The organism is Pseudomonas sp. S35, assembly GCF_009866765.1.
Classification (GTDB): Bacteria; Pseudomonadota; Gammaproteobacteria; order Pseudomonadales; family Pseudomonadaceae; genus Aquipseudomonas.
The window spans coordinates 3015377-3040803 of sequence record NZ_CP019431.1 but is presented as its reverse complement, the minus strand read 5'-3'; the positions used below and the strand labels follow the sequence as shown (position 1 = coordinate 3040803).

Annotated in this window: 22 protein-coding genes and 1 pseudogene; 16 read left to right on the top strand and 7 right to left on the bottom strand. The window is 60.2% G+C overall.

Annotation, left to right across the window (positions count from 1 at the left end):
• Positions 1 to 12: 12 nt before the first annotated feature.
• From PspS35_RS13410 to PspS35_RS13400, 3 genes are all read right to left on the bottom strand, one after another.
• Positions 13 to 933 carry a FecR domain-containing protein gene (locus PspS35_RS13410; protein WP_159935198.1) on the bottom strand — a complete coding sequence of 307 codons (921 nt, stop codon included), beginning with the start codon at positions 931 to 933 and terminating at the stop codon, positions 13 to 15.
• Positions 930 to 1448, bottom strand: coding sequence for a sigma-70 family RNA polymerase sigma factor (locus tag PspS35_RS13405; protein ID WP_159935196.1), 519 nt, complete (start codon positions 1446 to 1448; stop codon positions 930 to 932). Before PspS35_RS13405 ends, PspS35_RS13410 begins: the two co-directional genes overlap by 4 nt.
• Positions 1449 to 1540: 92 nt before the next feature.
• On the bottom strand, positions 1541 to 2482 hold the full coding sequence (locus PspS35_RS13400; RefSeq protein WP_159935194.1) for a LysR family transcriptional regulator: 942 nt from the start codon (positions 2480 to 2482) through the stop codon (positions 1541 to 1543).
• Between the two features lie 116 nt (positions 2483 to 2598).
• On the opposite strand from PspS35_RS13400, the gene PspS35_RS13395 reads away from it, so the two are divergent.
• From PspS35_RS13395 to PspS35_RS13355, 9 genes are all read left to right on the top strand, one after another.
• Positions 2599 to 3894 (top strand): MFS transporter, encoded by a 1296-nt coding sequence (locus tag PspS35_RS13395; protein ID WP_159935192.1) that lies wholly within the window; start codon positions 2599 to 2601, stop codon positions 3892 to 3894.
• Positions 3895 to 3910: 16 nt separating this feature from the next.
• Positions 3911 to 5095, top strand: a complete 1185-nt coding sequence (gene rhmD, locus PspS35_RS13390; RefSeq protein ID WP_159935190.1) for an L-rhamnonate dehydratase — start codon at positions 3911 to 3913, stop codon at positions 5093 to 5095.
• A gap of 11 nt (positions 5096 to 5106) precedes the next feature.
• Entirely contained in the window at positions 5107 to 5907 is an 801-nt protein-coding gene (locus tag PspS35_RS13385) for an HpcH/HpaI aldolase/citrate lyase family protein (protein WP_159935188.1), read from the top strand.
• A 10-nt stretch (positions 5908 to 5917) separates the two neighbouring features.
• Entirely contained in the window at positions 5918 to 7351 is a 1434-nt protein-coding gene (gene aldA / locus PspS35_RS13380; protein WP_159935186.1) for an aldehyde dehydrogenase, read from the top strand.
• Between the two features lie 69 nt (positions 7352 to 7420).
• On the top strand, positions 7421 to 8296 hold the full coding sequence (locus tag PspS35_RS13375) for an amidohydrolase family protein (RefSeq protein ID WP_159935184.1): 876 nt from the start codon (positions 7421 to 7423) through the stop codon (positions 8294 to 8296).
• Complete coding sequence (gene rhaM / locus PspS35_RS13370) at positions 8296 to 8616, top strand: L-rhamnose mutarotase (RefSeq protein ID WP_159935182.1); 321 nt, start codon at positions 8296 to 8298, stop codon at positions 8614 to 8616. Before PspS35_RS13375 ends, rhaM begins: the two co-directional genes overlap by 1 nt.
• A 40-nt stretch (positions 8617 to 8656) precedes the next feature.
• On the top strand, positions 8657 to 9715 hold the full coding sequence (gene rhaT / locus PspS35_RS13365) for an L-rhamnose/proton symporter RhaT (RefSeq protein ID WP_159935180.1): 1059 nt from the start codon (positions 8657 to 8659) through the stop codon (positions 9713 to 9715).
• A 28-nt stretch (positions 9716 to 9743) separates the two neighbouring features.
• The gene (locus PspS35_RS13360; protein WP_159935178.1) at positions 9744 to 10514 is read left to right on the top strand and encodes an SDR family NAD(P)-dependent oxidoreductase; all 771 of its coding nucleotides are present in this window, start codon (positions 9744 to 9746) and stop codon (positions 10512 to 10514) included.
• A gap of 185 nt (positions 10515 to 10699) precedes the next feature.
• Positions 10700 to 12001 carry a carbohydrate porin gene (locus PspS35_RS13355; RefSeq protein WP_159935176.1) on the top strand — a complete coding sequence of 434 codons (1302 nt, stop codon included), beginning with the start codon at positions 10700 to 10702 and terminating at the stop codon, positions 11999 to 12001.
• 22 nt (positions 12002 to 12023) lie between these two features.
• Here the strand turns inward: PspS35_RS13355 and PspS35_RS13350 are convergent, their stop codons facing one another.
• A complete protein-coding gene (locus PspS35_RS13350) occupies positions 12024 to 13469 on the bottom strand; it encodes a mechanosensitive ion channel family protein (RefSeq protein WP_159935174.1) in 1446 nt (481 codons plus the stop codon).
• Positions 13470 to 13804: 335 nt separating this feature from the next.
• On the opposite strand from PspS35_RS13350, the gene PspS35_RS13345 reads away from it, so the two are divergent.
• From PspS35_RS13345 to solA, 4 genes are read left to right on the top strand one after another with little or no spacing between them, the layout of a single operon-like run.
• Positions 13805 to 14611 carry a pyrroline-5-carboxylate reductase gene (locus PspS35_RS13345; protein ID WP_159935172.1) on the top strand — a complete coding sequence of 269 codons (807 nt, stop codon included), beginning with the start codon at positions 13805 to 13807 and terminating at the stop codon, positions 14609 to 14611.
• A gap of 2 nt (positions 14612 to 14613) precedes the next feature.
• Positions 14614 to 15471, top strand: a complete 858-nt coding sequence (locus PspS35_RS13340) for a methyltransferase (RefSeq protein WP_159935170.1) — start codon at positions 14614 to 14616, stop codon at positions 15469 to 15471.
• 6 nt (positions 15472 to 15477) lie between these two features.
• Positions 15478 to 16389: a hypothetical protein gene (locus tag PspS35_RS13335; RefSeq protein WP_159935168.1), complete on the top strand. Its 912-nt coding sequence runs from the start codon at positions 15478 to 15480 to the stop codon at positions 16387 to 16389.
• Positions 16386 to 17552, top strand: a complete 1167-nt coding sequence (gene solA / locus PspS35_RS13330; protein WP_159935166.1) for an N-methyl-L-tryptophan oxidase — start codon at positions 16386 to 16388, stop codon at positions 17550 to 17552. Before PspS35_RS13335 ends, solA begins: the two co-directional genes overlap by 4 nt.
• 241 nt (positions 17553 to 17793) lie before the next feature.
• On the opposite strand, the gene PspS35_RS13325 is transcribed toward solA, so the two are convergent.
• Positions 17794 to 18660 (bottom strand): pirin family protein, encoded by an 867-nt coding sequence (locus PspS35_RS13325; RefSeq protein ID WP_159935164.1) that lies wholly within the window; start codon positions 18658 to 18660, stop codon positions 17794 to 17796.
• Between the two features lie 179 nt (positions 18661 to 18839).
• Between PspS35_RS13325 and PspS35_RS13320 the strand changes: the two genes are divergently transcribed.
• Both PspS35_RS13320 and PspS35_RS13315 read left to right on the top strand, forming a co-directional pair.
• Complete coding sequence (locus tag PspS35_RS13320; protein ID WP_159935162.1) at positions 18840 to 19583, top strand: response regulator transcription factor; 744 nt, start codon at positions 18840 to 18842, stop codon at positions 19581 to 19583.
• A 20-nt stretch (positions 19584 to 19603) separates the two neighbouring features.
• Entirely contained in the window at positions 19604 to 20923 is a 1320-nt protein-coding gene (locus PspS35_RS13315; RefSeq protein WP_174244872.1) for an ATP-binding protein, read from the top strand.
• On the opposite strand, the gene PspS35_RS13310 is transcribed toward PspS35_RS13315, so the two are convergent.
• Together PspS35_RS13310 and PspS35_RS13305 are read right to left on the bottom strand one after the other, a co-directional pair.
• Positions 20920 to 22857 (bottom strand): TonB-dependent receptor, encoded by a 1938-nt coding sequence (locus PspS35_RS13310; RefSeq protein ID WP_159935159.1) that lies wholly within the window; start codon positions 22855 to 22857, stop codon positions 20920 to 20922. The two genes, PspS35_RS13315 and PspS35_RS13310, sit on opposite strands and share 4 nt — an antisense overlap.
• Before the next feature lie 140 nt (positions 22858 to 22997).
• Positions 22998 to 24216 (bottom strand): annotated as a pseudogene (locus PspS35_RS13305) (MFS transporter).
• Between the two features lie 102 nt (positions 24217 to 24318).
• On the opposite strand from PspS35_RS13305, the gene PspS35_RS13300 reads away from it, so the two are divergent.
• Positions 24319 to 25425 carry an efflux RND transporter periplasmic adaptor subunit gene (locus PspS35_RS13300; protein ID WP_159935157.1) on the top strand — a complete coding sequence of 369 codons (1107 nt, stop codon included), beginning with the start codon at positions 24319 to 24321 and terminating at the stop codon, positions 25423 to 25425.
• Positions 25426 to 25427: the final 2 nt, after the last annotated feature.

Genomic DNA, 25427 nt, shown 5'->3' with positions numbered 1-25427 from the left:
AGCGAGGGCCCGTCACGCCAGTTTCTGACGCAAGGTCACCCAGTAGCGCGTCCGCGCCTGCACCTCCAACCCCAGGGTCGAGGCCAGCAGGTTGAGGACGCGATCTGTATCGTCCAGGCGAAAACTGCCGGTCACCCGCATCGCCTCAAGACGAGGCTCCCAGCGCAACACACCCGGACGATAGCGCTCCAACTCCCGCAGAAAATCCCCCAACGGCTGATTCTGCGCGGTCAACACACCGTCGCGCCAACCCAGTTGCAGCACATCAAAGGGTACCCAGGCGCCCAGCCCGCTGACCTTGAGCGGCGCTTGTTGCCCGGCCTGCAAGGTCGCGATTTGGCCATTCAGATCCCGCACCTGCACTGCGCCCTTGAGCACCGACACCAGGCAACCGGACGCCAGCTGCCGCACGCACAGTTCAGCCTGGCTCAGCCGCAGTTCACCGTAGCGGGTGTGCACGGTCATCGCCGCCGTGCCCGGCACGGTCAACGCCAGTTCACCATCGAGCAAGGTAATGCGGCGCTGTGCCAGGTCCACATCTACCGCCGTGGCGGTGTTGAGTTGCAGGCTGGCGCCGTCAGCCAGCGGCACGCGCTTGCGCTCGCCGGTGGCGGTGTGCAGGTCGGCACGCCAGGCCTCGATAGGCAACTGGCGGCTGATCAGCCATGCGGTCGGCACCAGCGCCGCCACGCCCAATGCGCGCTTGAGCACCGCACGCCGCCCAGGTTGCGGGCGGTCGAGGCTGGCCATTGCCAGGGCCTGGGGCAAACTGCTGAAACGCTGGCGCAGGGATTGGGCTTTCTGCCAGGTCTGTTCGTGCTGCGGATGGCTGTCGCGCCAGTGCTGCAAGGCGGCGTGATCGCGCTCGGTGGCCGCACCGGACTCCAGCAGCGCCAGCCATTGGGCGGCAGCGCGGGCGACGTCGCGGCTCACAGGTCCACCAGCAGGCAGTGCTCGTAGGCCTGGGCCATGTAGCGTTTTACAGTGCGCTCTGAAACCTCCAGCCGCTCGGCAATCTCGCGATAGCCCAGGCCCTCCAGTTGGCTCCACAGAAAAGCCCGCCGCACCAGCACCGGTAAACCATCGAGCAACTCGTCCAGGGCTTGCAGGGTTTCCAGCATAAGCCAGCGCTGTTCGGGGGACGGCACGCAGGCTTCAGGCAAGTGCGCCAGGGCGCTCAAATACGCTTGTTCCAGGCTGCGGCGCTGATGAAAGTTGACCAACAGGCGCTTGCCCACCGTCACCAGGTACGCCCGTGGCTCCTGCATCTGCGCAATGGGCTGGGCACTGGCGAGTACACGCAGGAACGTGTCCTGGCTCAGGTCCGCCGCATCCCAGGCATTGCCCAGGCGCCGGCGCAGCCAGCTTTCCAGCCAGCTGCGATGGTCACGGTACAAGCTCGACAGCGTCAGTTCAGGGGCGTGCGTCGGGACAACAGCATCATTCATGGCAAGCAACCTGCACGGCGCGAGTGAGTCTCAAATGAGATTCATTCTATTTAATATCCTGCCGCGACACCATGATCTTTACAACATTGCGTTTAGAGCATCGCCGCTTTCTGCCGCAGCAAGTCCATAAACAAGCCCAATTCCCGACTCACCCCCTCGCCCTTGCGCAACAACATGCCGAAAGGTGCCAGGCGCACATCCAGGGCCACCGGCAGCGCCACCACCAAGCCCATTTTCAGGTAATCGCGCAGCGCGCTTTCGGACAGCACCATCACCGCGTCGGTCAGCTGTATCAACTGCTGCATCGAATACACCGAGCTGCATTCGATGATGTCCGCCGGGCTGGGCAGTGCCAGGTCCTGCAGGGCCTGGTCGATGCCGATACGCGCCGGGCTGGTCTGCGGTTGCAGGATCCACGGCCAGTCACGCACCAACTCGGCAAGCGATAGCTGCTCACGCTGCGCCAATGGATGGCCTGCATGCACCACCACCAGCAAGCGTTCGTTGCCCAAGGGTTCGAAGCTGTAATGCTCGCTGTCGGTGGCCGCGTTGCGCCGGGAGATCGCCAAGTCGATGCGCCCTTGTTCAAGCAATTGGATCACTTGGTCGCTGGTGTCGCCCATGATGCGGATACGCAGTTGCGGGTTGAGCGATTTGATCTGCGCGATCGAGTCCATCACCAGATCCGGCGCGGCGCCCATGATGGTGCCGATGGACAAGTAGCCATAGCCGCCCTGCTGGCGCGCCATCAAATCCTCGGCGCAGCGGTCCAGGCCGCTCAGGGCCGATTCGGCAAAACGGATCAACTCCTGGCCCAGCGCCGTCGGCCGCATGCCCCGTGGCAGGCGTTCGAACAGGTCGCAGGCAAACATGTCTTCGATTTCGCGCAGCATGCGCGTGGCCGCCGGCTGTGACATGTTCAGCGCTTGCGAGGCACGGTGCAGGTTCTGGCTGGTACTGAGCGCCACCAGCATATGCAGATGCTTGTAGCGCAGGCGGTTGAACAGGCTGCGGGAGATGACGGGACTACTCATGCGGCTCCTTGTTATCGATACCCTGAGGTTATCACTTGTAAGCGAGATTCGATTTGTAGCGCATTGCTCGCCCGCCGTACAGTCCGGCCCATAAGAACAAAACGACGGACTGCATTATGAAAACCCTGCCCGCGCCCCTGCTCGCCAAGATTTCCTGGCGGCTGCTGCCGTTCCTGCTGCTGATGTACATCATGGCCTTTCTCGACCGCGCCAATGTCGGGTTCGCCAAGCAAGCCTTCCAGGCCGACACCGGTTTGAGCGATGCCGCGTTTGCCTTTGGCGCCGGTGTGTTCTTTGTCGGCTACGCGCTGCTGGAAGTGCCAAGCAACCTGATCTTGCACCGCGTCGGCGCCCGTCTGTGGATGTGCCGCATCATGGTCAGCTGGGGCTTGATCTCAGCGGCGATGGTGTTCGCCCATAACGAAACCAGCTTCTACGTGCTGCGTTTTTTGCTCGGTGTGGCCGAGGCTGGTTTCTTCCCCGGCGTGATCCTCTACCTCACCTACTGGTTCCCCCAGGCCGTGCGTGGCAAGGCTATGGGTTTCTTCTACTTCGGAGCGCCCCTGGCATTCATCTTCGGCAGCCCGCTGTCCGGCCTGCTGCTGGAGATGGACGGTTTCGGCGGCATTCACGGCTGGCAATGGCTGTTCGCCGTGGAAGGCTTGATGGCCACCGCTGTGGGGGTCTGGGCCTATTGGTACCTGGACAACCGCCCCGCCGACGCCAAGTGGCTGAGCGCAGATGAGCGCGAGCAGATCCAGACCTTGCTAGACAGCGAAGACCAACACAAAACCTCCCATGGCCGTAGCCTGCTGAATGTGCTGTGCCAGCCGTCGGTGCTGTACCTGTGCCTGGTGTACCTGCTGATCCAGGCCAGTGTGTACGGCGTGGTGTTTTACCTGCCCAGCCAAGTGGCTGGCCTGCTCGGCACCAAGGTCGGCCTGATGGTCGGGCTGGTCTCGGCGATTCCGTGGGTCTGCGCATTGTTTGCCGCCTGGTGGATCCCCGGCTATTGCGACCGCACTGGCGAACGCCGCCGCACCGCCTGCCTGACCTTATTGATGGCCGCCGCCGGCATCGCCTGCTCGGTGACGTTCGCCAACCCGCTGCTGGGCATGCTCGCCCTGTGTTTTGCCGCCTCGGGCTTTATCGCGGCGCAGCCGGTGTTCTGGACCTTTCCGTCCAGCTACCTGGCCGGCAGTGCTGCCGCTGCGGGCATTGCGCTGATCAACTCCTTCGGTGCCCTCGGCGGCTTTATCGCGCCGGTCATCAAGCACTGGGCCGAAGGCGCCTTCCATTCCCCGGCAGCCGGTCTGTACCTGCTGTCCGCCACCACGGTACTGGCTGCGTTGCTGGTACTGGGCATCCATTCACCCGGCCGCACTGCATCGAACACGCCGGCCACTGTTTAACGCAAGGAGTCTTACCATGGGTCATCTCACCATCAAACACGTGCGCGCCTTTGTACTGCGAGGCGGCGGCGCCGATTACCACGATCAGGCCGACGGCCATTGGATCGACGATCACATCTCGACCCCCATGAGCAAATACCCCGAGTACCGCCAGAGCCGCCGCAGCTTCGGCATCAACGTGCTCGGTACCCTGGTGGTGGAGATCGAAGCCAGCGACGGCACCATCGGGTTTGCCGTGACCACCGGCGGCGAACCGGCGGCGTATATCGTCGAAAAACACCTGGCGCGCTTTATCGAAGGCGCCCGCGTCACCGATATCGAAAAGATCTGGGACCAGATGTACCAGTCCACCCTCTACTACGGCCGCAAAGGCCTGGTGATCAACACCATTTCCGGCGTTGACCTGGCGCTGTGGGATTTGCTCGGCAAGATCCGCCAGGAACCCGTGCACCAGTTGCTCGGCGGTGCGGTGCGTGACGAATTGCAGTTCTACGCCACCGGCGCCCGCCCGGACCTGGCCCAGAAGATGGGCTTTATCGGCGGCAAGATGCCCCTGCACCACGGCCCCAGCGAAGGCGAAGAAGGCCTGCGCAAAAACCTTGAAGAACTGGCCACCATGCGCGAACGGGTCGGCCCGGACTTCTGGCTGATGCTCGATTGCTGGATGAGCCTGGACCTCAACTACGCCACCAAACTGGCGATCGGCGCCCATGAACACGGGCTCAAGTGGATCGAAGAAGCCCTGAGCCCGGACGATTACTGGGGCTACGCGGCCCTGCGCAACAACGTGCCCAAAGGCATGCTGGTGACCACCGGCGAACACGAAGCCACGCGCTGGGGTTTCCGCATGCTCCTGGAAATGGGTTGCTGCGACATTATCCAGCCGGATGTCGGCTGGTGCGGCGGCCTTACCGAACTGGTGAAAATCTCGGCCCTGGCCGATGCCCACAACGCGATGGTCGTGCCCCACGGCTCGTCGGTGTACAGCTACCACTTTGTCGCCACGCGCCAAAACAGCCCGTTCGCCGAATTCCTGATGATGGCGCCCAAGGCCGATGAAGTGGTGCCGATGTTCCACCCGCAACTGCTCGGCGAACCCGTGCCGGTCAATGGCCGCATGCGTCTGTCGGCACTCGACAAACCCGGCTTCGGCGTTGACCTGAACCCGGATTGCCAACTGCACCGTCCATATAACCGCTAAGGGAACCTGCCATGAACATGCCCCGCAATGGCTTCAAGGCCGCCCTGGCGCAAGACGCCACCCAATACGGTATCTGGGCCGGTTTCGCCACCGGCTACGCCGCCGAGATCGTCGCCGGCCTCGGTTACGACTGGATGCTGATCGACGGCGAACACGCGCCCAACACCGTGCCCAGCGTACTCAACCAATTGCAGACAGTGGCGCCCTACGCCACCGCGCCGGTGGTGCGTGCGGTGAATGGCGACGCCAGCCTGATCAAGCAACTGCTCGACGTCGGTGCCCAGACACTGATGATCCCCATGGTCGAAACCGCCGAACAGGCCCAGGCCCTGGTGCGCGCCATGCGTTACCCGCCCCACGGCATTCGTGGCGTCGGCGGCGGTTTGACCCGCGCCACCCGCTGGGACGGTGTGGCGAACTACCTGCATACCGCCCATCAAGAGCTGTGCCTGATCGTGCAGGTGGAGTCGCGCCTGGGTGTGGAAAACGTCGCGGCGATTGCCGCCGTCGAAGGCGTGGATGCGGTATTCATCGGCCCCGCCGACCTGTCCATCGGCCTTGGCCACGCGGGCAACCCCGGCCACCCCGAGGTGCAGGAGCGCATCAAGTACGCGGTGGACGCTACCCTCGCCGCCGGCAAAGTCAGCGGCATCCTGGCGCCCAACGAAGACGACGCACGCCGCTACCAGGCCTGGGGTTGCCGCTTTATCGCCGTGGCCATCGACATTAGCCTGCTGCGCCAAAGCGCCCTGGCCACCCTCGCCCGCTATCGCCCGGTTGCCGACGCCACAGCGCCGTCGCGCACTTACTAAGGAGCTGCTCATGTCATCCGTTCCCGTGTACCAGAACTTCATCAACGGCCGCTTCGTCCCCAGCGAAGCCCATCTCGATGTGCTCAACCCGGCCACCGGCGCCTTGCTCTCCAAGGTGCCCGCCTCCACCGCCGCTGACGTCGACCAGGCCCTCGCCGCTGCGCGCGGTGCGCAAAAAGAGTGGGCACGCAAACCGGCCATCGAACGCGCCGGGCACTTGCGCCGCATCGCCGCCAAGCTGCGGGAAAACGTCGCGCACCTGGCGCGCACCATCACCCTGGAACAGGGCAAGGTCAGCGGGCTGGCCGAAGTCGAAGTGAATTTCACCGCCGACTACCTCGACTACATGGCCGAATGGGCGCGCCGCATCGAAGGCGAGATCATCACCAGCGACCGCCCCAACGAAAACATCTTTCTGTTCCGCAAACCCTTGGGCGTCGTGGCCGGTATCCTGCCGTGGAACTTCCCGTTCTTCTTGATTGCGCGCAAATTGGCGCCGGCGCTGCTCACCGGCAATACCATCGTGATCAAGCCCAGCGAAGAAACCCCAAACAACTGCTTTGAATTCGCCAAGCTGGTCGCCGAGACCGACCTGCCCGCTGGTGTATTCAACGTGGTGTGTGGTGACGGCCAGGTCGGCGGTGCACTCACCGCCCACAAAGGCGTGGACATGATCAGCTTCACCGGCAGCGTCGCCACCGGCTCACGCATCATGGCCGCCGCTGCGCCGAACATCACCAAGCTCAATCTGGAGCTGGGCGGCAAGGCGCCGGCCATTGTGCTGGCGGATGCCGACCTGGAACTGGCCATCAAAGCCATTCGCGACTCGCGCATCATCAACACCGGGCAAGTGTGCAACTGCGCCGAGCGGGTGTACGTGGAGCGCAAGGTTGCCGACCAATTTATCGAGCGCATCAGCGCGGCCATGTCGGCCACGCGCTACGGCGACCCGCTGGCCATGGCCGGTGCGGAAATGGGTCCGCTGATCAACCGCCAGGGCCTGGACAACGTCAACCGCAAGGTGCGCACCGCGCTGAGCCAGGGCGCGACGCTGGTCAGCGGCGGGCAGATCGCCGACCTGGGCGCGGGCTTTCACTTCCAGCCCACGGTATTGGCCGGCTGCCGCGCCGACATGGAGATCATGCGCGAAGAGATCTTCGGCCCGGTGTTGCCGATCCAGATTGTCGACGACCTCGACGAAGCCATCGCCCTGGCCAATGACTGCGACTACGGCCTGACCTCGTCGATCTACACCCGCGACTTGGGCAAGGCGATGCACGCGGTGCGTGAGATCGACTTTGGCGAAACCTACGTCAACCGCGAAAACTTCGAGGCCATGCAGGGTTTCCACGCTGGCGTGCGTAAATCCGGGATCGGTGGCGCCGACGGTAAGCACGGCCTTTACGAGTACACCCATACCCATGTGGTGTACCTGCAAAGCTGAGGTGGTGAAATGGGCCGGTGCGCGGTAGCGTGCGGGCCCTTCCTGACAGAGTCCCACAAGGATTGCGTAATGCCCCAGACGCTCTATACCGGCCCTATCATCGACAGTCATGTGCACCTGTTCGACCCGCGCCGCCCCCAGGGTATCCCGTGGCCCGAGCCGGGCAATCGCTTGCATGCCGCGCATTTGCCCAACGATTACTGGGCCGTCGCCAGCCCGCACAATGTGGTCGGCGCCATCGCGGTGGAAGCCAGCCCGTGGCGGGACGACAACCGTTGGTTGCTTGAGACCCTGCGCAGCGACCCACGCATGCTGGGCTTTGTCGGCAACCTGGACCCGCTGCACGCCGACTTCGCCGCCGACCTCGATGCCTTGGCGCAAGCGCCGCTGTTCCTCGGCCTGCGCTACGGCAACCTGTGGGACCGCGACCTGCTGCTCGACCAGACGCGCCCCGGCTTTATCGACGGTTTGCGCCAACTGGCCGCCTGCGGTCGCAGCCTGGACAGTGCCAACCCGAACCCGCGCTTGATCAAGGGTTTGTTGACACTCAGCGATGCCTTGCCCGAGCTGCGCATTATCGTCGACCACTTGCCCAACGCCCACGTACCAGCCGGTGAAGAGGCCGCTTACCACGCCGACCTGCTGCGCCTGGCAGAGCGGCCCAATGTGTTCGCCAAACTGGCGGAAATCCCCCAGGTCGGCCCGCACGGCCTGATCGTCGATACGGCGTTCTACAACGACCGCCTGGCCGTGTTGTGGGAAGCCTTTGGCGATGAGCGCTGCTTCTTCGGCAGCGACTGGCCCAACAGCGATCACCTCGCTGATTTCGCCTGCACCCTGGGGCTCGTGAAACGCTGCATGGCAGGCAAACCCGAGGCCGTGCAAGCGCAGTTTTTCCTGCACAACGCAGTGCGTATCTACACCCCGACTCATGGAGCGCAGTGATGCAGACCCGTGCCTTTCGCATGAACCTCAACCCCGCGCAGGCGGATGAATATCGCCGGCGTCACGACGAGATCTGGCCCGAACTGGCCCAGGTATTGTTGGACGCGGGCGTGGTGGACTATCGGATTTTTCTCGACGAACCCGCCAACGCACTGTTCGCCGTGCTCACCCATGAAGACGCCCACGGCCTGGATGAACTGCCTGGCACGGCGCTGATGCAACGTTGGTGGGCCTACATGCAGGACATCATGCCCAGCCATGCCGATGCCTCGCCGATCAGTGTCGACTTGCTGCCCATGTTCCATCTGTCCCGCCCCTGAATTAACCGATGCACAACAACAATAAAAAGGATTCGACTACGTGGAAATCATTCTCCTTGGTGTGATTCTGCACTTCATCGGCGGCTTCGCCTCCGGCAGTTTCTACATCCCTTACAAGAAGGTCCGCGGCTGGGCCTGGGAAAGTTATTGGATCACCGGCGGCCTGGTGTCCTGGCTGATCGTGCCGTTGATCGCGGCGCAACTGACGGTGCCGGGCTGGGTGGACATCCTGCGCAATGCCGACACCAGCACCCTGCTCTGGACCTATCTGTTCGGCGTGTTGTGGGGCATCGGCGGGCTGACCTTCGGCCTGACCATGCGCTACCTCGGCCTGTCATTGGGCATGTCGCTGATCATGGGCCTTACCTCCGCCCTCGGCGCCCTGATGCCGGCGCTGTACCGCGACCTGTTCACCGATGCCACCGAAGGCACCCTGACCTCGATGCTGGCCTCTCAGGGCGGGCATTGGGTGCTGTGGGGCGTGGCGGTGTCGCTGGTGGGTATTGCGGTGTGCGGCAAGGCCGGGTTGATCAAGGAACGGGAAGTGTCCGAAGCCGTGAAGTTCGCCAGTGTCAGCGAGTTTTCCCTGGGCAAGGGCATGCTGGTGGCGGTGATTTCCGGGGTGCTGAGTGCGTGTTTCAGCTACGGCATTTCCGCCGGCCGCCCGCTCGCCGCTGCGGCGGTGGAGCATGGCGCCAACAGCCTGTTCCAGAACAACGTGACCTTCATGGTGATCATGTGGGGCGGCCTGACCACCAACGGCATCTGGTGCCTGTGGCTGAACTGGCGCAACCGTACGTTCCATAACTACACCGATCGCAGCACGCCGCTGTTGGGCAACTACCTGCTGGTGGCCATCGCCGGCACGCTGTGGTTCTTGCAGTTCTTTTTCTACGGCATGGGCGAAAGCCGCTTGCAGAACGACGCCAGTTCCTGGGTGCTGCACATGTCATTCATCATCATTGTGTCCAACTGCTGGGGCCTGTATTTCCGAGAATGGCACGGCACCAGCGCCGCCAACAAGGGCGTGCTGGTGGCCGGCATCGCGGTGATCCTCGGCGCTATCGCCATGGTCGGCTACGGCAATTACCTCGGCTGATGCCGCTTATTTTTGAAGGAGTGTTTTTATGTTGCTTGCAGACAAAACCGTGATCATCACCGGCGCCTCCCGTGGCATCGGCCGCGCCGCCGCCCGTGAATGTGCACGCCAGGGCGCGCGCGTGGTGATCGGCCACAGTGGCAGCGGCCAGGGCACCGAGGCGGCGCATTCGCTGATCGAAGAGATCAAGGCCTTCGGTGGCCAGGCCATCGAAGTGGGTGGCGATGCCGCCGACCCGGACACCGGCGACAAGCTGGTGGCCGGCGCGGTCAAGGCGTTCGGCAGTGTCGACGTGTTCGTCAACAACGCTGGGATCTGCCCGTTCCATTCGTTCCTCGACATGCCCCGCGAGGTCTACCTGAAAACCGTCAACACCAACCTCAACGGCGCCTACTTCGCCGTGCAGGCGGCGGCCAACCAGATGAAAAACCAGGGCCGCGGCGGCGCGATCATCGCGGTCAGCTCCATCAGCGCCCTGGTAGGCGGCGGCATGCAAACCCATTACACGCCAACCAAGGCCGGGTTGCATTCGTTGATGCAGTCCTGCGCCATTGCACTGGGGCCGTATGGCATTCGTTGCAACTCGGTACTGCCAGGCACCATCGCCACCGACATCAACAAGGACGACCTGGCCGACGAGGAAAAACTCGCCTACATGACCTCGCGCACGCCGTTGGGGCGTTTGGGTGAGCCGGATGATGTGGCTGGGCCGATTGTGTTCCTGGCCTCGGACATGGCGCGCTATATCACCGGCGCGTCGTTGCTCGTCGATGGTGGCCTCTACGTAAACCTGCAGTAACCCCCGCTCACCCTCAATCACCACAGTTCCATTGTGGGAGGGGCTTGCCCCCCGATAGCAGAGTGTCAGTCAGCACAGTTGTGGCTGATACACCGCCATCGGGGCAAGCCCCCTCCCACAGGGGATCTGTGTGTGCCTGTGATTTGTGCAGTACCTAATAAAAACAACAATCCAAGGAGCTTTTCATGCGCATCACCTATCCCCTGGCCCTGCTGTGCAGCGTCCTGTCCCCCTGCGCCTTCAGCGCCCCCGCCATGCTCGGCGACTGGAACGGCCTGCGTACGCAGTTGGCCGAGCAAGGCTACGACTTCACCCTCAAATACGTCGGCGAAGTCGGCTCCAATCTTGGCGGCGGCTACAACTCCCACACCACGGCGCGCTGGAGCGACCAGTTGATCCTCGGCGTGAATATGGACCTGCAAAAACTGCTGGGCTGGCAGGACGCGACCTTTCGCATCGGCATCGGCGAGCGCCATGGCAAGGACATCACCAATGACCGCGTGCACCAGCCCAATGCCACCGGGCTGACCTCCACCATGGAAGTATTCGGCGGCGGCAATGCCTGGCGACTGTCGCAGTTGTGGTATGAACAGAAATTCTTCGAACGCAAGTTCGCGCTGAAACTGGGGCGGTTCGGCCACGGCGAAGACTTCGATCAGTTCCCCTGCGAGTTCCAGAACGTCACCCTGTGCGGCTCCCAGGAAGGCAACTGGAACGGCGTGTGGAACAGCTTCCCGATCAGCCAGTGGGCGGTGCGTGCCAAATACCAGTTCACCGATGAGTTCGCCATGCAGGTCGGCGCCTACGACAAAAACCCTGGCAACGCCGAAGCCAGCAATGGCTTCAAGCCGTTTATCAGCGGTTCCCAAGGCACCAGTTTCCCCATCGAAGCCATCTGGAAAGGCCAGATCCAAGGCCTGAATTCGGAGTACCACGCCGGTTACTACTACGCCAACGCCGATACCAAGGACATGCTCAAGGATGCCGACGGCAACTACGCCGCCAGCTCGCAAAAGCCTTACCGGATGTACTCCAGCAACAGCGGCTGGTGGTTGTCGGGCCAGCAACAGCTGACCACGGTCGACGGCAATAACAAACGTGGGCTCAATGTGTTCGCCAACCTGACGGTGAATGACCCGGACAAAAGCGTGATCAAAAACCTGATCCAGGTCGGCCTGATCTACCGTGGCCCGTTCGATTCACGTCCAGACGACACCTTCGGTCTCGGCGCCTCGAAGTTGCAGGTCAGCGACCGCTATACCCGCAATACGCAAATGCTCAATGCGGCCAATGGTGTAAGCGACATCGATGACCCGCTGTACGTGCCTGAACAACGCCGCGAATACAGCTACGAGATCAACTATGGCGTGCAGGCGACCCAATGGCTGATGGTGCGGCCCAACCTGCAATACGTGAAATACCCTGGCGGGCTCACGCAAACCAACGGCGCGGTGGTCGGTGGCGTGCAGTTCATTGCCGATTTCTAGCCCTGTGCGCCTGCGCAGCCTGTCAAAGACCGCGCTTGCGCAGCCACTGTAGAAAGCCCTTCTTGACCGGCACCACGGGTGCGTCCTGGGTCAGGGCCTGGGCCGCGTGCAGGCGGAAGTCCAGCAGGGTTTTCATGGCGTCGGCGATGTCGTGTCGTGCATCCAGGCACGGCGTCAGGTACGCCTTCTCAATGCGGTACAGCGTGCAGAACGTCTTGGCGGTGAAGTCCGCCAAGGCGGCCTGCTCGGTCAGAATCCCCGCTTCGCCGATCACCTCGCCGGGGCCCATGCGTCCCGCTTCGAAGGTGTGACCGCCCTTGATCAGCATCACCGAGACCACACCCGACTCGACGATAAATAGATGATCGCTGACCTCTCCCGCCGGCAAGATCATCTCGCCGGGGCGGTAGGTGTGCAGGGTCATGTTCTGGCTGAAGGTGTCTTTTTCCTCCTGGCGCAAGGTGGAGAAAATCGACGAACTGTCCAACAGCGCCCGCGCCGGGGACGTGGGCACTGGCGTCGCGGTTTCGACGGCAGACAACAGGCTCACACCAGCGGCTTGCAGGTGCCGGAACGCCAGGTCATAAAGCTGGTTGCGCACCTCGCGCTTGAGGGGCATGGCCGGCACGAACCCACTGATTTCGTATTCCACGCCGCCACTGGCCGAGGTCTTGAACGCCACGCTCGGCGCCGGCTTGGCCAGCAACGGCCGGCAGCCCTGCATCGCGCGCTCCAGCGCTTCAATCACGGTTTGCGGCCGCGCATGGGGGCTGACCTGCAGGCTGACCGCCAGGCCGAACATATCCGCCGGGCGCGAAAAATTGATGATCTTGGCCTTGGCCGCCAGGGAGTTGGGAATCACCGCCATGCTGCCCTGGGAGGTTTGCAGCCGCGTGGCGCGCCAGTCGATATCGGTGACCCGGCCTTCGGTGCCGTCGATGGAAATCCAGTCATCCAACTGATAAGGCTTGGTGGTATTGAGCACGATCCCGGAGAACACATCGCTCAAGGTGCTTTGCAGCGCTAGGCCGACAATGATCGCCACCGCACCGGACGTCGCGAGCACGCCTTTGACTGGCAGGTCGAGCACGTAGGCCAGCGCCGCGATGATCGCAATCAGGAAAATCACCGCGCCCATCAAATCCTGCAACAACCGCCCGGTATGCCCGACCCGCTGCATCATTAACGCCCCGAGCAACACCGTCAGCGTACGCGCCGCGAACAGCCACCACCCGATCTGCAACGCCGTGGCGGCCATGTGCAATGCGGTGTTGTCGGCGTAGGGCGCGACGAGCATGGGGTTCATACCGTCGTTGAACAGCACGGCGCTGAACACCGCAAAGATCACCAACCGCGCCGCGAGTTTCCAGTTGGCCAGGTTGGCGGAGATAAGCCGCCATACGGCGATGTCGATGAGTATCAGCGCCAGGGCGCACAACATTGGGTGATCGGAGATAAATGAGGGCATCCAGGCGACTCCAGGGCGAATGACGGGAAGATCGCATGAAATGGGGGTTGCGGGTATAGGGCAGGAAAAATATTCGGGTGATTACACAGAGATTCAAATTATCTCCCAGGCAAAGTTCTTTAGTTCAAGAGTGTCACGAAAAACTTTCTTCAGACAGTTCTGAATAGGCATCCAGGTACATCTCAAATATCTCGGAGGCACCTAAAAGCCAACCTTCAACACCCTAACAACCAAAGATATGACAAGAAATGTACTACACGCTTTTAGGACGCAATAAATTTGAAAAATCTACAATCGGTACGAAGCTTATAACAATTTTAACAGGAGGCTAATTCATGACCCTTGCGAAAGACATTGTCATTATTGGCGCAGGTCATATGGGATATGCAATCGCCTTAGGCTTAAGGCGATCATCCCAAACTCTATCCATCGCAGCTGTCGACCTCAGCCACACTTACGATAAAGAAATGAAAAACGCAGGAATTAAGGTAATCAGTAACCTGCCAAACCATTCAACCTCAAAAATTACGATCTTGGCCATTCCCCCCCAAGCTTTTGCGACGTTCGCAGAAAGCAATTTGCAGCATAAGCTGCTTACCGACATGACGGTTTCCGTTATGGCGGGGGTCAATCTTTCCGAGCTGGCGAACCATTTAAAAACCTTACAAGTCTGCAGAGCAATTCCAAATCTTCCATCGGCCATCAACGAGGGCATGTCCGTATTGGCATACACCCCACACACCACTCAAAGAAATAGGTCTCTGGTTAATGGGCTGTTCTCCAAGCTCGGCAGATTACTCATCGTACAAGAAGAATCCCTCATTGATCATGCCACAGCTCTGGTCGGTGGGGGGCCGGCTTATGTAGCCTACTTTGCACAAGCTCTTATTGAGTATGCTTTGTTGGCGGGCTTTGATGAACGTGCCGCACGCGCCATCGTAGTCCAAACTCTGCGCGGCTCCTCCGCTCTGCTTGACGCCCACCAAGAGACACCAGAAAAACTGTGTGAAAAAGTCATGACGCAAAACGGCACAACCGAACAAGCGATAAAACTATTTAACAACAAAAAAATGAAAGCAGTAATCATAGAGGGTCTTGAACACGCCTGCGCGCGCTCAAAAGAACTGGGAAGGAGACTTTAGATATGCAAGGTTTAATTGATCACGGCATAGCTGGACAGTTTCACTTGAAGATCGATCACCAGAATTGTCTCGAAGGCGTCTATAGCGTTTACTTCGGACTAGGTCAAAGCGTAAACCTAACTCATGCACCTGGAGTATTCAACGTCAGCCTCGCAGGCGTAAGACTTGGAAGCTACCTACTGCAATCATCCTATTTAAGGGATTCAGATCGTAGCTTTTTGGATATCGGCACAGGAAGTGGCGTCCATGCTTTCTTGGCACGTAAGCTTGGCGGTAACGATATTACCGCTACTGACGTCTGCGAAAAATCAATCGCGCAGGCCAGGACAAACGAACACATCAATTTTAAACAGCATGCTATCTCCTTTCTTGCAAGTGACCTATTCGATGGCATTCCTGAAAAACAATTCCATACGGTAGTTTTTAATCCTCCTGGCTGGAGAACGCCATCTCAATCATTTATCCGGCGATTGGTCGCATCTACTCAGACAGGCCAATTACCCCTGCGTGCTATGTTTTTTGGCGAGGAGGTTATTAGTCGTTTTCTTGAGGACCTTCCGAGATACCTTGCACCTACGGGCGTGGCAATTGTTGGGCTAAATTCGCTAATGGGAATACGGGACGTGCTGCACAGGTACGATCAAAAATACAACAAAAAACCTCCACTCGCCTATAAGTTAGTTGAACGACATACGTTCCCGCTCATTCACTACAGCGCCCAATGGAAAGCCCTAGACAGATACTTGAAGCTCGAATTTGAAAACTGGAACAATCTAGATCTAGCCGCCTACTCCACCGATCAAAACGGAAATATTTATTGGTCATATGAAATAATAGAATTTTCACATCGTAAGACGTGACCAATTATGAACTCATTCCAAACACCCATCTCGACACATGCCCTTCCAATAATTTTGTCTGGGCTGGCAAATATCTTTCTAGGATTATCGTCCCTTTACTGGAGATCACTCAGTGATGTTTCGCCCATCACATTGATCGCTTATCGAATTTTCCTATCAACTGCCATTCTCGCTGTGTTCGTATGTATTTTTCGAAAAATAAGTCAGATAAAAAAAATTACGAAAAATTCGATTGGCTTGCATTGTATTGCTTCGTTACTCATCGCAGCGAACTGGGGAACCTTCATCTGGGCTTCTATAAATGAAAACTTTCTAGAAAGCGGACTTGGCTATTTAATTGCCCCTTTCTTTTGCATTGCAATCGGATTAGTAATTTACCATGAAAAAATCAGCCCCCAAAAAGCCGTCACACTACTAATAACATTCAGCTCCATCATTGCCCTGATTATATCATCCAAGAATTTAAACCACTTTACGTATCTCATGATTTCTGGAACATGGGGAGCTTACATTTACATAAAAAAATACACCTCTTTAGACGCTGTAAGCGGGCTATTTATAGAAACGCTATTCCTAGCACTATGCCTAACACTAGCCAAGTTAGTATTCAGCATTCCAATTATGTATCCCAACGAACTCGACAACCCATCAAACATACTAATTTTTTTAGCAGGCGCAGTCTCCACCACACCGTTATTAATGCTATCTTACTCAGCAGGGAAAATACCACTGTCCTTAACAGGGCTGATACAATTTATACTACCTATAACGCTAATATCAATCTCAATATATACACAAAAACAACAAATATCAGACGCACCGCTCGCACCCACCTTCATAATCATTGGCATATTAATCATTCTGGGGATTTACGACACAGCAAATAACCAATCAGCTAAAAAGAGAGCCAACAAATGAAATCTCATTATGACGTTATCGTTATCGGCCTTGGAATTATGGGTGCAGCGGCTCTATGGAGAGTCGCACCAAAATGCACTAAATCATTAGGAATAGACGCCTCCAGCCCCACCCATGACTATGGTTCATCCCATGGGGCCTCCAGAATATTTCGGCGCGCCTACTGGGAGGGAAATAAATACCTTCAACTGCTTAACCATGCTGATTTATTGTGGAACGAACTGGAGCACGTTACTCAGAAACATCTATTGTTTCACACAGGGGGCGTTTTCGTCGGAACTCAATCCAGTCGCATAGTGGACGGAAGCATTCAAACTGCTAAACAAGGAGGAATTGGACATGAAGTCTGGAACAGTTCAGAGGCTAGAAAATGGATGCCGACATTCAACATGCCGGAGGAGATGCAGGCCGTATACGAGCCTGGCGCGTATGCAATTTCGGCCACCGACGCGAGGTTAGCAATGTTGGATGAGGCCGTTCTCAATGGCGCAAAAACCGAATTCGGTGACACTGTCGTAAAGCTCGAGAATCATGGCACGGGTGTGCGTGTGACGTCCAAGAGCGGACGTGTTTACTTTGCTGGCTCTGCAGTCATCACTACAGGGCCTTGGATGGCCAGCAACCTTATGCCTGAGATCTCTAGCCTCTTGGAGCCGCGTAGAGTCCCCATTTATTGGTTCAAACCAAAAACGGGTTCCGAAACTCTATTTTCCCAAGAGCAATTCCCCATTTTTCTTTACGAGCGAGAAGATGGCGGCCTTCTCTACGGCGCCCCATCAATTGTTAGTAGCGAGCCCGGTGTAAAAATTGGCTTTCATAACAGGCAGCAAATCCCATCGCTTCCCGACTGGAAAAATACCCGTGTGCAACGGCGCCATATAAAGGAAATAGCCCCAATTATTGACTCTCTATTCCCGAGGCTTGAGCCTATTCCGACACAAGCAAAGAACTGTTTCTATACGATGAGCCCTGATGATTCTTTCTTGATAGGAAAATCTAAAGCTATGAACTCAACTTATTTTGCATCTGCTTGCTCAGGACACGGTTTTAAGTTTGCACCGGCTATTGGTGATGCGTTGGCCAATATGGCTACTGGTCGACAGGCAAACTTTTCACTTTCAGCTTTTTCAGTCGATAGATTTAACACAACTATGAATAGTTGATAAAGCAAGGACGTTGACGCGACTCCAGCGCGAATGACTGCATGAAATGGAGCTGGCGGGTATAGCAACGCTAACTTTTGTAGTGAGCAGGCTTGCCCTGCGCTGGGGCGCGAAGCGGCCCTAAACCGGCTGTGTGGTTTTATCTGAAGAAACGCGGTGAAAGTAGTGGGGCTGCTGCGCAGCCCGGCGCGGGGCAAGCCCGTTCACTACAATAGGCACGCGGAATTTGGGAGATCGCCGGTCAGGCGTGCATCCGCCCGAATTGACCCGACTGAAAATCCGCAAACGCCTGGTGAATCTCCTGCTCGGTGTTCATCACAAACGGGCCATGGCCAACGATGGGCTCGTCGATCGGCTCGCCGCTGAGCAGCAGCACCATAGCATCGTCGTTTGCCTCCAGGACCAGTTGCGTGCCGTCGCGCTCGAACAGTGCCAATTGGCCTTGGCGCGCCACTTCCTCGCCGTTGACCAGCACGGTGCCGCGCAGGATCACCAGGGCAGTGTTGCGCCCGGCGTGCAGGTCCAGGGTCACTGGCTTTGCGGCGTTGAGGCGCAGGTCCCACACGTCAATCGGTGTGAAGGTGCGCGCAGGGCCTTTGGCGCCGGCGAACTCTCCGGCGATCAGGCGCAGGTGCCCGGCTTCATCGGCCAACGGCAGCACGGGAATATCACCGTCGACAATGGTCTGGTAACCGGCGTCGGCCATTTTGTCCTTGGCCGGCAAGTTGACCCACAGCTGAACCATCTCCATCGCGCCGCCTTTGCGGGCAAACGCTTGGGAGTGGAACTCCTCGTGGAGAATGCCTTTTGCGGCCGTCATCCATTGCACATCGCCTGGGCCGATGGTGCCGCCAGCGCCGGTGGAGTCGCGGTGTTCGACTTCGCCGTCGTAGACGATGGTGACGGTTTCAAACCCTCGATGGGGGTGCTGGCCGACGCCGCGTCGTTGTTCGGTCGGGGTAAATTCGGCCGGGCCCGCGTGGTCCAGCAGCAGGAAGGGGCTGATGTGTTTGCCCAGGTTGTCGTAGGAAAACAGTGTGCGCACCGGGAAACCGTCGCCGACCCAATGGGCGCGAGGGCTGGTGTAGATGCCGATGAGTTTTTTCATGGTGGTCCTCCAAAGTGCATACACCTTAAAACCGATATCAATCGAGCGCTAGACGGCTAAAACACCTTAGAGCGTCCTACTGATAGAACGACAAGCCAGCACTTAGCCATAAAACCGCGTTAATGATAATGACTCGTAGTAATATCCGCCCTCTCCCGCTCAACCTTCCGAGGGCTGCAATGCCGTTTGCCCCTGCGCCTGTCGCACCGCGTGTGCTGGTGGTGGATGACCACCGCAAAATCCGCGAACCCTTGGCCACTTACCTGCGTCGACACACCTTCGATGTGCGCACCGCCGAAGACGCGACCGGTATGTGGCAATTGCTCAAGACCCAGGCGTTCGACGTCGTAGTGCTCGACGTGCTGCTGCCGGACGGCGACGGTTTCGAGCTGTGCAACCAGTTGCATCGGCGCAGCAATACCCCTGTGATCCTGTTGACCGCCCGCGATACCGCCGCCGACCGTATCCGTGGCCTGGACCTGGGCGCAGACGACTACGTGACCAAGCCCTTCGAGCCCCGCGAATTGGTGGCACGCATCAACAGTGTGCTGCGCCGCCAAGGCCGCAACACCGGGCCTGCCGCACCCAGCAGTGGCGCGCGCGCCTATCGGTTTGCCGGTTGGCAATTCAGCGTGGCCAACGCCATCTTGCAGCGCGAGGCCTGCCCGCCGATCCAGCTCAGCACAGCGGAAAGCCGCTTGTTGCAGGTATTCCTTACCCACCCCAACACCTTGCTGCCCCGCGAACGTTTGATCGACCTTACCGCCGCTGCCGACAGCGACGTGAGCGACCGCGCCATCGACCGCCAGGTGAGCCGCTTGCGCCGCAAACTGGCCCAGGACAATACGGCGCCAGACCTGCTGCGCACCATCTGGGGTGGCGGCTACCTTCTGGCGGCCGACGTCAACGAATGCGCGCCCTGAGCCGGCTGTGGCCGCGCACCCTGGCGCGTCAGTTGAGCCTGTTGCTGCTGCTGGCATTGCTCGCCTCCAATGCCATCGCGATGCTGTTTTTGCAACGCACCGGCAGCCTGATCCACCCGCTGTCACGCAGTTTCAGCCTGGAGCGCCTGGGGATTGCGCACCACACGGCAATCGACCTGACGCCGACGGAAACCGAGCACCTGCTGGCCGGGATGAGCCACGACGACACACGCTTCTGGATCGCCCCAACGCCAGAGGTAGCGCCGTTTGAACTGCGCCCGGAAGAACAGCGGCTGGCCAACGAACTGCGCCGCCAATTACACCTGGATGACGCGGCCGCCATCGGTATGCAGTTGGAACGCATCAGCGGCGCCGACGCCCGCACCCACGTGTTCAGCCCCGCCGGTTGGGCACCGTTGCGCCTGCGCACCAGCGTGCCGCTGCCCAACGGCACCTACCTCAATGCCGTGCAATACCCCGCCGGCGCGTATGAATGGGGCCGTGTCCTGGCCTACAGCCTGCCGGTGACGACGCTGCCGGTGCTGCTGATCGTGATGTTTTTCATCGCCCGCGTGGTGCGCCCGATCAAGACCCTGGCCCAGGCCACGGAGCGCGTCAGCCGTGGTGAATGGATCGCTCCGCTGCCGGAAACCGGCCCCCAGGAAGCCCGCGATCTCACTGCCGCCTTCAACACCATGCAGGTCCATCTTGCCCGGCACGTCGAAGGCCGCACGCGGATGTTGGCGGCGGTCAGCCACGACCTGAACACGCCGATCACCGAACTGCGCTTGCAAGTGGAATTGCTGGAGCCCGGCGACATGCGCGATGACATGCTCGAAAGCCTCGCCGAGCTGAACGCAATGGTCCGCGAAACCTTGAGCTTCGTGCGCGATGACGCAGTGCAGGAGGCAAGCGCCACACTATCGTTGAGCAGCTTGCTGGATGACCTGGCCAAGCGTTATCAGCGCTTGCAACAGCCCGTGATCTGGAACGGCGCACCAGCTCTGGCGCTGACCTGCCGCCCACTGGCGCTCAAACGCGCCTTGACCAACCTGATCGACAACGCCCTGCACCATGCCGGCGATGCCCACCTAAGCCTGACTCGGGAAGACAACGGCTGGCTGCGCATCGAGATTCTCGACCACGGCCAAGGCTTGCCCGAAGACTGGCTGGACAAAGTCTTCGAACCGTTCGTGCAGCGCGGCGTCAGCGATGCAGGCGTAGGGTTGGGCCTGGCGATTGCACGCTCGTGCATCCAGGCCCACGGCGGGGAGCTGATGTTGCACAATCGCCCACCGGCCGGCCTATGCGCGGTGGTGCGATTGCCCGCAGCGCTTTAGAAGTTGTACGTGGCGCCCATCCACAGGGTGCGGCCGTAGTTCACCGTGCCGTAGGTTTCATCGTCCAGGCGCTTGTCGGTGAGGTTGTTGAGTGAGGCGTTGAGAGTCAGCGCATCGTTTACATCGTAGGAGCCGCCCAGGTCGGCGGTGGTGTAGCCCGGCGCCGGTTCGTCAGTAATGGTGTTGCCGGTTTCTTCGCCGTAGTAACTCAGCGACGCCCAGGCCTGGGTACGGTCGTTGATGCTCCACTCGGTGCGCACGTTGGCTTTTTGCTCGGGTGTGAGGGCCAGCGGTGCGCCTTTGTTGGCGCCGCTTTTCTGCTCGGAATCGGTGTAGGTGTAGTTGGCCTTGAGCAGCACGCTCGGGCTGATATCCCATTGGCCGTTGAGCTCCACGCCTTGGATGATCGCCTTGTCGACGTTGACCCGTTCCATGATGGTGTAGCCGTTCCAGCGCCGGTCGGTGGTGACGGTGGAGAGCTTGTCCTGGAAGTCGTTGTAGAACAGCGTCACGCCGCCCGACAGGTTGTCGCGGTTGCTCCACAGTGCGGAGACTTCGTAGTTGGTGCTGGTTTCGGGCTTGAGATCCGGGTTGCCGAACATCACGAAGCGGTTGCGGCGCAGGTAGGCGTAGTCCTCGACCACGGCGCGCAGTTCCGGCGCCTTGAAGCCACGGGCGATGCCGCCCTTGAAGGTCCACTGGTCGGTGGCGCGCCATACGCCATAGACGCGTGGGCTGAGGTGCGCGCCGTACTCTTCGTGCTCATCCAAGCGCAGGCCGGTGGTCAGGGCGAAGCTGTCGGTGACTGACCATTCGTTTTCGCCGAACAGGGCTTTTTGCACCACCGAGAATTTATAGTCGACGCGATCACCCAGGCCCTGGTTCCAGTCGGTCAACTCGCTTTCATTCCACTGCACGCCGACGGTGCTGACGTTATAGGCGGTGGGCACCACCAGCTTGGCGTCGAACACGGTGTTCTTGATCTCGGGCTTGCGCCCGTAGATATCGGTTTGGGCCGGGGTGGCCTTGCCTTCGCGGGTCGAGGTTTCCTGGGACAGGGCGATGTCCGAGGTCGCCCAGCCCCAGCGGCCTTGATGGGACAGCGACCAATGATCGCGGTTGTTTTCTTGCTCGCGGGTGGCCCAGTTGGCGCTCATGCCGTCGCCGTTCTTCAGGCGCGTGGCGCCGGCTTCCAGCAGGATGTCGTGGTCGATGGTCGGGGTGAAGGCCAAGCGCGCGGTGAGGTCGCGGTGGTCGGCCTTGCTGAAGCCATTGGTTTGTTCGATGTCATCGTCGGCCTGGCGGTCGAGGTAACGGCCCCATACCTGCAAGCCGAGGAAATCTTCCTTGAGCGGGCCGCTGAGGTAGAACTGGGTCTGGCGCGCATTGCCCTGGTCGCTGTGCTGGCGCGCCGAGTAGTCGTAGCCGATGGAGCCGCCCCAGGTCGGCGAGACTTTGCGTGTGATCACGTTGATCACCCCGCCGATAGCGTCCGAGCCGTACAGCGACGACATCGGGCCGCGCACCACTTCGATCCGCTCGATGGCGGCGGCCGGAGGCACAAAGCTTTGCTCGTAGCCGCTGTTGCCGTTGACCCGCGACTCCCGCGCACTCTGGCGTTTGCCGTCGACCATGATCAAGGTGTAGTCAGCCGGCATGCCACGGATGGAGATATCGGTTTCATTCGCCCCGCCATTGACCGTCACGCCTTCCACATCCCGCACTGCGTCGCCGAGGTCGCGGTAGGACTTGCGGCGCAGCGCTTCGCCGTCGATTACCGTGACCGAAGCTGGCGCGTCTTCCACGCTTTGGGCATAACCGGCTGCCGTCACCACCACATCGTTGAGTTCCAGGGCAACGGGTTCGTCGGCATGGGCGCTGAAGCTGCCGGCGACCAACAGGGCCAGGGGCGTAAAGCGAAAAGCAGGAAGCATGGGCGTGGACCTTAGGATTAGACTCAAAAGAGAATCGTAATCATCTAGCCCTGAATAACTTGGACAAAGTGTGACAACCGGTGCGTCGCTTCAGGGGGCTATGTGTCGCCCGTGCCGCCGCCATCGAAGCCTTGCCAAAGCTAGACATCTCCCACAAGTACCGGCGCCACACGCCGTTCACGCAACAGATGAAACGCCACAAAGGCCATCACCGCAAAACCCGCCTGGATCATGATCATCGGTGTGGCGCTGCCATCACGCAGTTGGCTCAGCAGCAGGCCGCTGCAGGTGGCGCCGAACATCTGCGCAAAGCCCATCAAGCCTGCCGCCAAGCCTGCGCGGTGCGCGGTGCGCGTTGGGCATCACGGCGCCCGTGACCGAGCCCGGCAATACCAGGCCGCCGCCCAACGTCGCCAAGGCGATGGGAATATCCAACCCCAGCACCGACAGGCCGAACACGCCATAAATCACCGCCGCCGAAACCCCGCCAAGGGCCACCAGCGTGACCCCCATCGTGACAATCCGCTGCGGACCCAGGCGCAGGATATTGCGCCGGGTGTACGTGGAACCGACGATCAACATCGACACGATCACGCCAAAGTTGATGCCGTACTCCAGGCTGCTCAAGCCCAGCAGGTTGATAAACACCGCCGATGAACCGGCAATCACCGCGAACATCGCGCCATAGGTGCAGGCCAAGGCCACAGCGAACGCGCGGTATGGACGGCCCTTGAGCAAGTCCAGGTACTGCCCACCCAGGGTGCGCCAGTGGCCGGCCTTGGGGTCGAGGTAAAGGTTGCTCTCGCGGAAGAACAACAGTGCCAGCAACAACACCACGCTGCCGATCACCAATGCCAGAAGGATCGGTGCATGCCAGCCGAACAACTTGATCAGCAGGCCGCCCACCATCGGCGCGAGGACGATGGCGTAGAGCATGCCGATCATCGTCAGGGCCAGCGCGGGCCCCGCTTCGGCCTTCCATACATCGCGCACCACCGTGCGTGCCAACACCAGCGCCGCGCAGGCGCCAAGGCCTTGCAGTACACGGGCGGCGATAAATTGATGCATGTCGCTGACCAGCAGCATCGACAAGGTCGCCAGCACATACAGCAGCAACCCACCGATCAACACCGGACGCCGGCCGATACGGTCCGACAATGGCCCAAACAACAATTGCCCCAGGCCAAACGCCGCGACAAACGCAGACAGCGCAATCAACGCCGAGCCCGGCGGCGCCACCAGCGCCTGCTCGATGGCGCCAAGGCCGGGGATGATCAATTGGGTCGAGACTTCGCCAAGTGCCGTAAGGGCCACCAGCAGCAACAACAAGCTTCGCGACGGGACCGGGGCATTCGACATGGGGATTATCCGGGGGCTGGATTAATTTATATTTCGACCATAATATGAGCAAAAAATTATGTCCATAATTTTTTGTCCATTGGCCATCCCCTGGAGCCCGACATGAACCCTCTCCCCCTACGTCTTCTCAAGCCCCTGGCCTTGCTGATGGCCCTCAGCGGTTGCAACAGCGAGGCCGACACCGCCGCCCAAACGCCCCAACCGCGCCCGGTGCTCGCCGCCAGGGTCGAAGCTGGCGGCACGCAACAAAGCGCCTACACCGGTGTGGTCGCAGCCCGTACAGAAAGCGATTTGGGCTTTCGGGTCAGCGGTAAAGTGATCGAACGCAAGGTCGATCCCGGCCAGCATGTGTCCCGTGGCGACACCTTGCTGGTGCTGGATATCGGCGACTTCGAACTGGCCCTGCGCTCGGCCAAAAACCGCGTCAATGCCGCTCAGGCCCAACTGCGCCAACGTCGCGATGATGCCAACCGCTACCAGCGCCTGGCCAGTACCGGCGCCGTGTCGCGGCAGATCTTCGACCAGTCGGCGACCAACCTGCGCGTTGCCGAAGCGGAGTTGGCCTCGGCGCAATCGGACGCCAGCCAGATCGAGAACCGTCGTACCTATTCGGTGCTCAAGGCCGACGGCGACGGCATCATCACCGACGTGCGCGTCGACCGTGGCCAAGTGGTCGCCGAAGGGCAGATCGTTGCACGCCTGGCCCGTGATGGCGCCCGCGAAGCCCTCGTCAACCTGCCGGAAAACCAGCGCGACCAAGCCTCGCAGAAAGCCTTGGCCTCGCCGTTCGGCGCCCCCGACCAGGCTGTCACGGCCACCCTGCGCGAACTCTCCGCCAGTGCCGATCCCACCACCCGCACCTACCGCGCCCGCTACGTACTGCACGGCGCCGTCGACCGCTTCGCCCTCGGCTCGACCATTACCGTGCGCCTGCAAGGCAACGGCCAGGCGCCGCAGACCCGTGTGCCTATCGGCGCGTTGCACGATGCCGGGCAAGGCACCGGGGTGTGGGTGATCGGCGCGGATAATAAAGTCGCGTTTACCCCCGTCAACGTCGTCAGCCTCGGCCAGGAAGATGCCTTGCTCGACAGCGGCGTGAGCCCAGGCACGGTCATCGTCGCTCTCGGCGCGCACCTGCTGCACAGCTGTGATGCCGTGCGTCTGCTGCCCGCCCAGGCACTGGCCCTCAACCGCAAACAGGACCAATGAGC